The following is a 12,649-nucleotide window of genomic DNA, read 5'->3' on the forward strand; positions in this document are numbered from 1 at the left end:
AATTATTGTAAGATCATTCAGCTCTATTTCAGTAGATCTTACTTTTCCAATGTTTGAAATATTAAATCTCATATATTTAACCTATAACTAATGGTTCTTATTAGTTTTGTTATTTACTAACAAGACTACCATTATTATATAATAAATCTTTGAAATTTAGGCTACCTTAAAAAATAGATTTCTTAAACTAAAAATAACACTTAAAAATCATAAGATTATTAACCTCAAAACATCTTCCTTTTACTTTCTTACCTTTACTGCAAGAGCTTACACAAATATCTCTATAAATTCTTTTCCCGCTCTCTCTTAACTGTTAAATAGCATAAAATTCCAACTAAAATAATAAACTACTCAAAAAAATACAAACACAAAAAAGTGTAGGAGATCTTCCTACACTTAAATTAGCTTTAAATAACTACATCAAGAAATACCCGTGAATTAACCTTAGTCTTAAGATAAGCTTACCTCTAAGTTAGCTTTTCTGCTTTACCTTAAATTTTACTTTAAGTTTAAATTAACTTTAAGCAGATCACTTCTATCTTTAGTTTTGGGTTTTCTTGTTCTTAACTTTCTTTTTCTTGTTACTTTGCTTTTGAGCTAAACTTTGTTCACGAATGAGACGATGCACATCAACTTTCTTCTGAGATTGCTGATCGGCTTTACTTAAGATCACCTCTCCTTCCATCATCATTGCCAGCTTAGCATAATGAGGACTCATCGAGAGCAAAATTCTAATGGTTGTAGTTAAGGGAATCGCTAATAACATCCCAATTGGACCAAGAATAATACTCCAAAATAATACACTTAACCATACTACCGTATTTGAGAGGTTAAGGTGTTTCGACATATATCTTGGTTCAATAATATTACCCGTTAAAAAGTGAACCACAATAATTGCACTAGTAAAACCTATAGCCGCTCCTAGGGAGTTTAGCATAAAGGCTTGAGCAATCATTGGAGCCGAAACAATAAACACCCCAACATTAGGAATAAAGTTAAAAGCAAAAGTTAAGATTGCCCACATTACCCCAAATTGTACTTTAAAAATCGCACAAATCACTAATACCGTTACTGCGGTTAAACAAGAGATTAAGAATTTCTTGTTAATGTAAATAGCTACCGCACTAAACATAGAGTACACTTGTTGTAAACTCTGCGGACGATTATTCATTACCGTATTCAGACGATGTTGCCAAAAATCTATATCAATGAGCATAAAGATCAAAGTTAAGATCACAATTACCATCCCTGACATGAATCCGGTTAAACTATACCAAACTTTTTTCATTACCTCAGCAATCATGCTTGGGTTAATGTGGCTGGTAATAAAATGAGTTAAGCTTTCATCAGGGTTAGCTTCAATGCCTATTTTGGCAAGCCATGGAGTTGCCCATTCATGAACAGCTGTAATCCTCACTAGCAACCTTTGGGTAATGTCTTGGAAATTACTAATAAACTGATTTACGGTATTACTTACTATCAAGCCGATTAAAGATAAAACTAAAATAAAGCCAATAAAGATAGTAAATAATGAAAGTAAAAACGGAAACTTAAGGTTATGTGCTAAAAAGTTAATCATAGGTCGCAAAATAATGGCAAACACTATCGAGATTAAGAGCATATTCACAAAATCATTGAAGAAAAACTTAATTAAGCAACATAAACCGACAAATAAAGTTACATTTAATAAGTGATTTGGGCGTCCCATGCCCAAAGGTATAGGCTCATTTGCTCCCTGAGCCTGAGGTTGTTTTTGTTGTTCTGTTGTCATATCTTTTTACCAACGACGACGCCAAAAATCATCGTCATAACTTGGTGAACTCACTCTTACTTCTAAACCTAAACGTCCACCCGCAAAAGGTAAGGTAATTCCTGTTCCCATAACACTCGTAGAAAAGTTTTCGCGTCCATACACATTAGAATGCCAAGTTCCTACTGCAGTGCCCACAAACACATAAGGTTTATAGCTTACTTTGTTCGTGCTATAGTCATAGTCAAGAAGATTACCTTGAGTAGCAAGATAAGAGTTGTTAAATACATAGCGACTATAATCTATGGAATCTAAATAAGAGAGACCATTATAGTACAAATTATTACTGCGAATAAAATTTAAGGGTGGAGTATTGGTGGCTCTTTTAAAAGTGGTTACTTGCTGTCCGTTTTTCCCATTGGTATAAACGGTAGTTGTTCCCCCAAATCCCGAAGTAATAACAGTGGTACTGCCAGGAGTCCAAAAGCCATTGCCTTGTACCGAGGTATGAGGGTTTAACTCTATGGTAGTATTTGCCATACTCCATACAGGTGTAAATGCTAAAGTAGCTAGTAATAAGCGTCTTAACATCTAGCTCCTCCTTAGAAAAAATCTACCGAAAAAAGAAAATCTAACTTAAATTCTCACAGTTTTATTATACTCTAGTTTGTGGTTTTAGTTAAGCTCATAGCCTCCTTTGCAGGAGGCTATGGGCTTAACTTTTAATGAGCAATAACTCGAGCTTTGTTTAAGTTATCTTTACTCAAGGAGCAAATTGCTTAAGTTATAAAATTACTCAAGTATATTCGTTACTTAAGTTATAAGTTGCTTAAATTAGGGAGCTAAAGGCGTAGAATACTCATTTAAATCTTCGGCAAGCTTATGATGCGGTAAAAATACTTGAGTATAAAAATTACCGTTAATTTGCGTATGATATAAATGATACAAGTTATATGCTTGTTCTACTTGCGGTTCAGGGGCTTGAGGCTGACGCCAAAAACTCTCTAAACTCCCTTGATGCGTTAAACGGGCAAAGTCATAAGCACAATCGCCAAGAGTGTAAGTTGGCAGATTATGAATTAATGAAGATAACCCAGAAGTTGAGTTTACGACTACTACCCCTTGAGCTTTACGCATTAAGATTGGTAAAGGTATGTTTTGGATATAACGGACTCTGCCTCTTAATTGCGGATACTCTTTGAGATACTGCTTAATTAGGGCTTTATAATTAGTAAAGCCACGATCCATAGGGTGATGTTTAACAATTAACTTCACATCTTTTGGAGCATGTTGAGCAAAAGAGACCAAAACTTTACCAAGATAAGCAGCCACACTTCTCTCTTTACTATGCACTTTGATTTGACTATCAATTGCTACTTGTAAAGGAAAAATATAAAACTTGCCGTACTCACGATTTTCTACCTTGCGAATAATAAATTTCTCAGGAAGATAACTGCTCCAATACCTAAACCCAGCTTTGAGCCAACTTAAAGCATAAAAAAGTAAACTGGTAGAACGATGGTGCTGATAATATTTAAATTCGCTTGCTTGCCACCAAAGGAAAAAGTAGTAAATAATTGCTACTTTTGCCATGTAGAAAAATCCTGCAGGAGGTACTTGCACCTCAGGTTTTTCGCTAAGATTAGCACTTTGTTCAAGATAGAACTCAGCCTCTCTTGGTAAATGTGAATAAGCATTTACCCCATATTCTTCGAGCGTAATATAAAAAGGACGATAGTAACCTTCTTCAAAGACCCAAAAGCGTAAGTTTAGGGTTTGGGCTATCTCCTTAGCAATTTGGTGATAGATTCGACAATCACCAAAACAAACTAAGGTATCTATGCGTTCTTTTTTGATTACATACTGTAAATATTCTTTAAAACTAGATAACTGATCATGGTAAGCATAGGTTGAGGTAAACTTATTGCTCGGATAAAAAAACTCATCCCCACCATTTAAGTTTATCTTGGTAACCTCTTTCCCTTGAGCTTGTAACCACAAACTTAGTTTTGCAAAAAAATCCCCAATTGGACCTTGCAATAACAAAAAACGGTCACCTTTTTCGATCAAAGATCTCAGATTGCGCGTTGTCATAGTACCTCTGATTCCAACTAAAGGTTGAAATCTAAAATAAGTAATTTCAATTCAATAGGTTATAGCGTTAAATTTTTATTTTTCAAGGGCTTAACCTAGCCATACCTGATACAATTGTTTTAATTTACGCCATTGTTTTGCGAGCCAAGTGGTTTTAATTTTCTCAGCTTGAGCTTGATTTTTTGCTCTTTGTTCACTTAAGTAAATTACCGCTTGCTCAGCACGACTAAACTGTCCAACTTTACTTTGTGGTAATTTGTATAAAGGATATACCATAAGGCTCGCAACAATTAACTGTTCCAAGGTTAATTGACGTTGACGACGAGGACTAGCATATAAGTCTTGTGTTAAGCCCCAACCCGCATAAAATGGTAAGCCATAACAAAATACTTGTTTACCTCGTAATAATGCCTCAAAACCGGCAAGAGAAGTCATGGTATGGACTTGATCTACAAGCATAATACAATCAAGAATATTCGCTTGCTCGATTTGTACATCAGCATAACGCAATACTTGCTCTAAGTCATGCTCTCCAAGACGATTTTTACTTACTACATCCGGATGCGGTTTATAAATAATATAGGCTTGTGGATTACGTTTTCTTACCTCTTGCAATAATTGCAGATTCGATTTAATTTGAGCTGAACCATAAGCAAGCGAAGCATCATCTTCTACTTGTCCAGGGACAAGAATTAAAGTTTTATCTGAAGGTAAATTTAACGCTAGTTCACTAGCTCCCACATTATATTTACCTATTTTTTTGTTAATAAGTAATTGTTGAAGTTTTTGGGCTTGAGCAAGTTCATAAGGAGCAAAGGTATACTCTTGGCAAATTTGCTCTAAAGCACTTGCCTCTTGACTATTAAAATAAATTCCTTGTCCATCCACTACTAAAGACACCGGAGCAACTAAATTTGAACCTAAGCCTACCGAACGCATAAACCCATCTTCTAACCGAATCACCGGAAGCTCATACTTTTGAGATAAGGCTAACTGTTTAGTCTTGCCTTGCCCCCAAATAATAAGTTTACTCTGTGCCAGTTTTTCTGGATATTTGCTTAGTTTTTCAGTGGTAGTAAACTTTACTGTGCTTGGTAAAAAAGGTTTTACTACCATACGTTTCCAAAATGACATATCGAGAGCATAGACTTGCCCTGCCACTACTTGCTGGTAACTTTTTTGCTGAGCTAAATAAGTTAATACCTGCCAAATATTTCCAGGCTTACCTGTTGCGGGATCAAGATAGAGAGGATAACGTAAATAAGCAGCTAAAACTAACTCGAGTAAAGATTTATTAACTCTGCGCCCTTGGGCTTGTAACTGAGCAATAAATGGATGCATATCTCGAGTTAAGCCCCAACCTGCATACCAACAAGCCCCAAAGGTTACTACTTCTTTACCTGCAAGTAGGGCTTCAAAGCCCAGTTGTGAAGTGACTACATAGACTTTATTTACATACTTAAGCAAAGATTGTGGATTACAATCGTCTGTAACGAAAGTTACTCGAGAATCTTGAGGAGCAAAATAACCTTTTTTCTTTCCTGTGAGTACATCAGGATGAGTTTTTACCCAAATTTGAGCTTGCGGGTTTTCGGCAAGAGCTTGTTCGAGCATGTGACTAAACGTCTGCGCCTCAGCTTGCCCATAGACTACCGCCATATCTTGGTAGGTTTGATCTACCACTAAAACAACTTCACCCTCAGAGGTATAGCCTAGAGCTTGTGCCTGAGCAAGGCTAAAGTCAGGTGCATGATTATATTTAGATAAGCTATGAGCTAAAATAAACTCTTTGACTTGAGAAGCTTGCTCTAACTCTTGCGGTTGAGCCGGAGTAAAAATCAATTCTTCCAAGCGCGACGGCTTAGTTAAATCATAGTAAATGCCTAAATGATCATAAACTACCGAAAAAGCAGGACTGTTATCCACGCCTAAGCCTGGAGAACGAATAAAGCCATCTTCAAGAGCTAAATAACTCACTTGGGCTTGCTGAGCTAAAGCTCGAGCTTTTACTGTAGTCGGACGATACCCCCACCCCACCACTAAAGTTGGGGTTAAAGAAATAGGCTCAACTGCGGGAGTAAAGTCCGTAGCTGTTTGGGCAAACAGCTCAATTTTTGCTTGAGACTCTATCTTAGTTCCTCGGGTATAACGAAACTCTAATTGCGGAAAGAAGTTCTTTACCTGCATAAGTTTACGTGAGAAACTATACGCTATTGCTGTCATAAAACTATTTTTATTGTTGGCGATAAAATTTTATTCTAAACAATTTGGATCTAGAATAAAACTTGCAAAATCGAGAAATCCCTTATCTTCTGCAAAGAAGATAGAAACATAGTAAAAACATTATAATGTTTATACTACGCTTATAACGTGAATAAAGCTATCTTCAAAAAAGATAGCTTCCTTATTATAGCAAAACTTATGCTGTTAATTTTTTGTCCCCTACTTATAATCTCACTCTCTTGTAATCTCATCCTAAGATAAGGAAAAACCTTACTTATAAACCTTTGTCCTCAAAAGTAAAACTATAAACTCAGCTTCTTAATCTCTCTGCTTGTGGCTTTGAATATACTGCCAATCTTGCTCGAGATGCTGAGGATCTATACGCAAAACTTGAGGAATCGGAAAAGGACGCTGATCACGAGCATAAGATAATTGTTCAGGTCGAGCCTGCTTTAAGAACTCTTGCCAAGCTTGCCAATAGGCTAAACGTTGCTCGCGCCCTTGTAAACTCGAATATCCTGTACTTGGATGATGCATAAGTGAAGTCTCTAACTCTTGTCCAACTACTAATACTTGTTCAAGTTCATCAATGGCTTTACTCCCAAAAGCTTTTTTGAGGCGAGCTAAAAACTCACTATCTGCTCCAGTTTTTACCCAATCCCAGCTACCCAAAGTTTGTAACGCTTGTTTACGCCATAGAGGCGAAGAAGGATTTAAGCGAATTAACGGATAAACTAAACGAGCAGAAAAGATTCCCGCTTGAGTAATTTTAATCCACTTGGAAGTGGTGGCAATTAACTCAGGTTGAGTCAGTAAAGGAGCAACTTGTAATGCAATCTTTTGAGGATGAGCCCAGTCATCGGCATCATGAGTCGCTATGAACTCTCCTTGCGCAATCTCTAAAGCTAGATTCTTGGCTCCATAGGTTCCAATATTTGCTGGTAAGCGCAAATATTTGACACGAGGATCAGCCTTACAAAGCGGAGTTATCACTGAGGCAAGATCCTGTTCACTCGCATCATCAACTACAATAATTTCAAGATTTTGGTAAGTTTGTTGACGTAAAGAATTTACAGCAGTAGTTAAGGTATCCTGAGCATTATAACAAGTAACAATTACACTCACTAAAGGTTCGTGTCTACTTAACTGCGATTGCACCTCTTGCTTTGTCGTATTTACCTGTGGCGAATTTAAGCGAGCAAGAGCAAATCCTTGCTCAGGAGCTTGCAATGGCACTGTTTGTAAACCTTGTTTTTGCCACAAATGACATAAAGCTTGATAGGCATAAGGGATAACTTTTGTTGCTCCTTGCTCTGCACTTGCTCGCTCTAAAGTTGCTTTAACCTTACGATCTTGTTCTTGATGTTGACTCACCGCTTGCTCTAACCATTGGCGATAATTGGCTTCAAGAAAGTATAGATTCTCTTGCTGTTTTTTACTAAAGCGAATATGTCTTTGCTCTAACTGCACTAAAAAATGCTTGAGCAAACTCATATTTTGACAAGCACTCGCAGCTCCAGCCATAGGTAAAAGCCAAGAGGCTGCTTGTGCTTGTTGAGCTAACTTTTGTCCCCAAGCAAAGTAGTGTTGATACCAAGCCAAAGCCTGTTGCGGTAAGTTTACCGCAAGCAATGGTAAAGCCCAAACTAAAGCTCGCCTACTTTTTACTCTTGGTTGTAACCAAGAGGCATAGAGTTGGGCTTGACGTAACTTTCCTCTTCCTGCTAAACAAAGGAGATAGTACACCTGAGCTTTAAACCCACAACGCGGAAAGCTGAGGTTATCTATTTGTAAAAAATTACGTGAGGTATAAATCCTCTTTAGTTTTTGTAGCTTATGATCAAACATACTTGGTTATCAAACATCAATTCCTGACAAATCACGAGTGTAAACTTTATCTATATAGGGTTTTAGCACTTGATCAACACGATTAGCAACTATCAGATCACTTAGTTGCACAAAGTTTTGGAAATCTTTTATTACTGGTAGATCAAGTAAACGCTCTTGTACACATGCTGGCTCATAAATAATTATTTTCACACCTTGTTTTTGTAAACGTTCTATTACCCCTAAAATCGCTGCCTCTCTAAAGTTATCCGATCCCGCTTTCATAATTAAACGATAGATCCCAACAACCTTAGCTCCAGTAGCAACTATACTTTCGGCAATAAAATCTTTACGATGATCATTAGCTTCAACTATCGCATTGATTAAACTTTGATGTGGAATATTTTGGTAATTAGCCAACAACTGCTTGGTATCTTTAGGTAAACAATACCCTCCATAGCCAAAGCTTGGATTATTATAATGTAAACCAATTCTTGGATCTAGTCCCACTCCCCGAATTATTTTTCTTACATCTAAATTATATACCGAAGCATAAGTATCTATCTCATTAAAATAGGCTACCCGCATGGCTAAATAAGTATTGGCAAATAATTTAATCGCTTCAGCTTCGGTATTATCGGTAAGTAAAATTTCTACATCCTTCTTGCAACTTGCCTTTTGGAGAATTTTGGCAAAAGTCTCAGCTTGTTCACTTCTTCCCCCCACAATAATCCGACTAGGGAATAAATTATCATATAAGGCATGTCCCTCACGTAAAAACTCGGGCGAAAAATAGATACGACTTTGAGGGTAACGCATTTTCATGGCATGGGTAAAGCCTATGGGAATAGTGGATTTAATAATAATGGTTGCTTGAGGACAAAACTCTTGAGCTTGAGCAATTGCTAATTCTACCGATTCAGTATTAAAAAAGTTTGTTACTGGATCATAATTGGTCGGGGTGGCAATTACCACATAATCAGCTCGAGCTAAAGCTTGTTGTGGCTCACAGGTGGCAGTTAAATTAGCTTGTACTTTTTGTAAAAACTCTTCAATTGCCTCTTCCTGAATTGGTGCTTGACCCTGAGAGATCTTTGCGACCTTCTCAGGGTTAATTTCTAATAAACTTACTTGATGTTCTTGAGCGAGGAGGCAAGCATTAGCTAGACCTACGTATCCCGCTCCAACAACGGTAATTTTTAGTGTCATACTACTATGTTTAATTTAAGTAAAAATTTAATGTTGGCAAGAGTTCTTGTAACTCTGCTTTATCCCCAATTAAATTTTTTATACTTGTAAAACCCCAAGGTAGATGGGTTTGAATTAATTGCGTTTGTTTGTGGTCATTAAATTGATACTCGGCAAATAGAGTTTGACTCTCGCCATTATCCTCACTTAACCAGTGAGCATATCTTTGCACTGCAACTTGCAACATTCCTTGCTCTTTACAATAAATAGCAAAGTAGATATCTACCATCCCCGGAGTAGCAAAGTTACTGAGCTTAAACTCTTTAAACTTACTTACCCTAAAAGCAAGAGTACCAGTACCAAGAATGTTTACCGCCCTATCTTGCTCCAAACCTTTATAAAAATTATATACAAGACGTTGAGAAGAAAAATACTTTTGGATACTACTTGGAATAATTACTCCATGTACCCCCACTACCGCTTGATCCTGATAATGTGCGAGTTTGTGTAAAAGAGTATTTACATAATCGAGCGGATAAACTATATCATCATCACAAGTAAAATAATAGGCATCTTCTCCTCGAGCTAATAATTGCTCTAAGAGAATAAACTTCCCATTATCACGGAGCGATTGACTTTTATCCTTACAGAGAATTACTTGTGCTCGCTCTCCTAGTTCTTTAATAAAACTTGGAATCTGCTTATAACCATCTAAATAAAAATGAAAATAGTCTACTTGTGAACTTAGTGCTTGTACTACATTAGCTAGTTGTCTTTCTCGGCTAGGAATTGAACAAATACTTACATATACTGGCAACTTAGGATTAGCTAACTTACTCATACCCGCTTCTAAAGGATAGACATCACGAATACGTGGAAAAGTAAAGTAATGCTTGTAGTCTTTAGGAGCAGTTTGCGTTTGGAACTGCTTAAACTCTCGAATATAACGAGCTCGCATTGGCGATAACTCTTGGCTAATACTAAAACTATTATGCCACTCTACCATATCGGTAAACAGAGAATCAGCTCGCATAGTATTAAAGTATAGAGGTAGCATTAAACCTGCAATCTTCTCTCGTCCATAGTATTTCACCATGCGATGAAAAAACTCATCATCAGAAGCTCGCATCGTACAATTAAAAAAGCCTATTTCCTTAAATACTTCTTTTTTAATGCCAAGAGTAATTAAACCTAGTTTATATACGTAGTTGTTTAACCTAACAATATTATTGTGCTTGGTTTCTACCCGAGCATAGGCACAGCGTACGGCTTTAGCTTGTGGATTGGCGCGTAAATGTGCCACACAACGAGAGATACGCTCGTGATGACATACATCATCAGAGTCATGGAAAAAGATTATTTGTCCTTTAGCTTGAGTAATACCCAAGTTTTTTGCATAGTAGGTTCCAAGATTGGTATTTAATCTTAAAGGGCGAATTTGCGGATAAGCCTTAGCCATACGTTCCACAATAGCAAAGGTATTATCACTACTATGATCATCAATCACCAAAATCTCTAAATTAGGGTAGGTCTGTAATAATAGAGAGTTTAAGGCTTGCTCAATATAGGCTCCCGTATTATGACAAGTCATAATCACACTTACTAGCGGACATTCCCCAGGTACTGGTAAAGGAGCTGCTCGAGTATGTGCAACTTGTTGATATAAATGAGCAACATTAACTACTTGCTCGGGGGTATATAAAATCTCAGGAGCATTAATTCCTTGCTCAATAAACGCTAAGGTTTGTGGATCAAGAGCCTGTTGATGTACTAAAGCATCAACAGGTGCTTGTTGTTGACGCTGAGCTAAGATCGCAATATGAGCTAAGGTTAAACTCTTTACCCCTTCAGGATTTAATCCTAAATGTTGCCAACAAAGTTCAATATTGTAGCTAACTAATTCAAGATCTTGATAAGTAAGAGCTATTTGATAATATAAAGATAAAGCTTGTTGATATTGCCCTTGACGCAATAATTCATTTGCCTGACTAAATAAAGACATATTCTAAGCCTTTTTATTCTTTTGATACTGCTTAAACTCACGTACTTGTGCACATAAGTGCCATGGAAGGAGCAGCCATTTTAATTTATAAGGTTGACGTAAATCCTCAACTAATACTTTGCCTAAGCGATAAGATAAGTGTTGCATTACCTCATGCGCTTGGGCTATATCTTGATAGGCTTCTAATGGTGGTAGTTTCCTTAAAGCTTGTGCTTTACGGTAGCGACGATAAGCCCAATAAGTCGTAAATAAACTAAAAGGAAGCACGAGCATCTTTAAAAGAGAGCCTTTGGCTTGAACAATTGTTGCTCCTAAACGATAGCTCAGTTGCTCTTTAACCCTTTGTGCCGCTCCATAGTATAGAGGAGCATAATGAGTTTTAGGTTCATAAGGAGAGCTTCCCGCCTTTGCTCCCTCCATCTCTTGTGAGGTAAATGTTCTTGACTCAAGTTTAGAGGCAAACCTTTCTTGTAAACGCAAAAAGCTCTGTTCCAGTTTAAGCTTTTCTTTGACCAGTTGATTATAACGATTCTCTAGCTGAGTTAAAACATACTCTTTTTCTTTGAGCTTTTGATTTTCTAAGAACAAACCTTGGCATTGTTCTTGTAACTTAGTTAAAGTCGCTTCTAATGCTTGAATCTTCTGTTCAGGTTTAATTAAACTTAAAAAAGTCTCTAAGGTAAAACTCTCTTGGCTAGTAAACTCCTGCGCCCTCAGTAAAGCTTGTTGCTCTAATTGCTGATACAGCTCATCTAATGCCCGAGTATTCTTCAAAAATTCAGCAGTCAAATACCTATCGGCACAAGAGATCTGCCAAGCCTTTACCTTAGACAAGGATTGTAAACTATTACTCAAACTTTTTGTCAAACCAAGACGTTCCTGTAATAAGTTTACCGCTAATTCTCTTCCCTCTTGTAAAGCCTGCTCTGAGATTAAGATAACTTTTTCTAGGTATTGTTGTTTTAAATGCAATACTTGAGTATAGAAGTCTTGCCATCCTTCTAAATAGTTAGTCACTTGTTCAAGCGTGAGCTGATGCTCTAATAAGTAATTTAATGGTTGGGAATAAGCAACAATAAGCTTAAGCTTAGGTTCAGTTTTTAGCTTAATTTCAGCCTGTGCAAGATCTAACTCATTTTGCCAATGGTAAGGGGTATGTTCAAGGTTTGCTAAATATAAATCACATGCTAGGCTTGACCATAAGGCATTGACTTCTTTCTCTTGCGATGAATCCCAACGCATAGTTAATAAAAAATAGGATTCGTGCATGGATAATGCCATTTATAAAAATTATTATAAAAATTTCTAAGAATCACAAACTCTAAGTTATTAGTTTGTGCGTATTAATTTAAAAAGATTAACTCCTTCTAAATTTAGCTGATTTTAAAGATCAATTTACTGCTTTAAGTATACTAGGGGTAAAATTGAGGTACATTAAGATAAATTGAGGTAAATAAAGCAAGTTCTATTACCAAAATTTATCTGTTCTCGTCTAATCCCTCTAAAAATATAAATTTTTTATTTAAGATTTCAAATCTAACTATATATTTTAGTATACTTAGCAC

8 protein-coding genes are annotated in these 12,649 nt (G+C 36.6%); all 8 read right to left on the reverse strand.

The window, feature by feature from the left end; genetic code table 11:
• Positions 1 to 541: 541 nt before the first annotated feature.
• The 8 genes from CKF59_RS03460 to CKF59_RS03495 all read right to left on the reverse strand — a co-directional run bounded on the left by CKF59_RS03460 (position 542) and on the right by CKF59_RS03495 (position 12,353).
• The gene (locus tag CKF59_RS03460; protein WP_119534589.1) at positions 542 to 1,771 is read right to left on the reverse strand and encodes an AI-2E family transporter; all 1,230 of its coding nucleotides are present in this window, start codon (positions 1,769 to 1,771) and stop codon (positions 542 to 544) included.
• A 6-nt stretch (positions 1,772 to 1,777) separates the two neighbouring features.
• Entirely contained in the window at positions 1,778 to 2,341 is a 564-nt protein-coding gene (locus tag CKF59_RS03465; protein WP_119534590.1) for a hypothetical protein, read from the reverse strand.
• 243 nt (positions 2,342 to 2,584) lie between these two features.
• The gene (locus CKF59_RS03470; protein ID WP_119534591.1) at positions 2,585 to 3,844 is read right to left on the reverse strand and encodes a capsule biosynthesis protein; all 1,260 of its coding nucleotides are present in this window, start codon (positions 3,842 to 3,844) and stop codon (positions 2,585 to 2,587) included.
• 90 nt (positions 3,845 to 3,934) lie between these two features.
• A complete protein-coding gene (locus CKF59_RS03475) occupies positions 3,935 to 6,067 on the reverse strand; it encodes a capsular polysaccharide biosynthesis protein (RefSeq protein ID WP_119534592.1) in 2,133 nt (710 codons plus the stop codon).
• A 318-nt stretch (positions 6,068 to 6,385) separates the two neighbouring features.
• Complete coding sequence (locus tag CKF59_RS03480; protein ID WP_119534593.1) at positions 6,386 to 7,915, reverse strand: glycosyltransferase family 2 protein; 1,530 nt, start codon at positions 7,913 to 7,915, stop codon at positions 6,386 to 6,388.
• A gap of 9 nt (positions 7,916 to 7,924) precedes the next feature.
• Complete coding sequence (locus CKF59_RS03485) at positions 7,925 to 9,103, reverse strand: nucleotide sugar dehydrogenase (protein WP_119534594.1); 1,179 nt, start codon at positions 9,101 to 9,103, stop codon at positions 7,925 to 7,927.
• Between the two features lie 10 nt (positions 9,104 to 9,113).
• On the reverse strand, positions 9,114 to 11,084 hold the full coding sequence (locus CKF59_RS03490) for a glycosyltransferase family 2 protein (protein ID WP_119534595.1): 1,971 nt from the start codon (positions 11,082 to 11,084) through the stop codon (positions 9,114 to 9,116).
• Between the two features lie 3 nt (positions 11,085 to 11,087).
• Positions 11,088 to 12,353, reverse strand: a complete 1,266-nt coding sequence (locus CKF59_RS03495; RefSeq protein ID WP_119534596.1) for a hypothetical protein — start codon at positions 12,351 to 12,353, stop codon at positions 11,088 to 11,090.
• Positions 12,354 to 12,649 lie beyond the last annotated feature (296 nt).

The sequence above is a fragment of the Psittacicella gerlachiana genome (assembly GCF_003585965.1).
Lineage (GTDB): Bacteria > Pseudomonadota > Gammaproteobacteria > Enterobacterales > Psittacicellaceae > Psittacicella > Psittacicella gerlachiana.

Bases quoted from the DNA above. Each gene is read 5' to 3' on its own strand.
- CKF59_RS03460 (WP_119534589.1), bottom strand. From the start codon at position 1,771: ATGACAACAGAACAACAAAAACAACCTCAGGCTCAGGGAGCAAATGAG.
- CKF59_RS03465 (WP_119534590.1), bottom strand. From the start codon at position 2,341: ATGTTAAGACGCTTATTACTAGCTACTTTAGCATTTACACCTGTATGG.
- CKF59_RS03495 (WP_119534596.1), bottom strand. From the start codon at position 12,353: ATGCACGAATCCTATTTTTTATTAACTATGCGTTGGGATTCATCGCAA.
- CKF59_RS03485 (WP_119534594.1), bottom strand. From the start codon at position 9,103: ATGACACTAAAAATTACCGTTGTTGGAGCGGGATACGTAGGTCTAGCT.
- CKF59_RS03470 (WP_119534591.1), bottom strand. From the start codon at position 3,844: ATGACAACGCGCAATCTGAGATCTTTGATCGAAAAAGGTGACCGTTTT.
- CKF59_RS03475 (WP_119534592.1), bottom strand. From the start codon at position 6,067: ATGACAGCAATAGCGTATAGTTTCTCACGTAAACTTATGCAGGTAAAG.
- CKF59_RS03490 (WP_119534595.1), bottom strand. From the start codon at position 11,084: ATGTCTTTATTTAGTCAGGCAAATGAATTATTGCGTCAAGGGCAATAT.
- CKF59_RS03480 (WP_119534593.1), bottom strand. From the start codon at position 7,915: ATGTTTGATCATAAGCTACAAAAACTAAAGAGGATTTATACCTCACGT.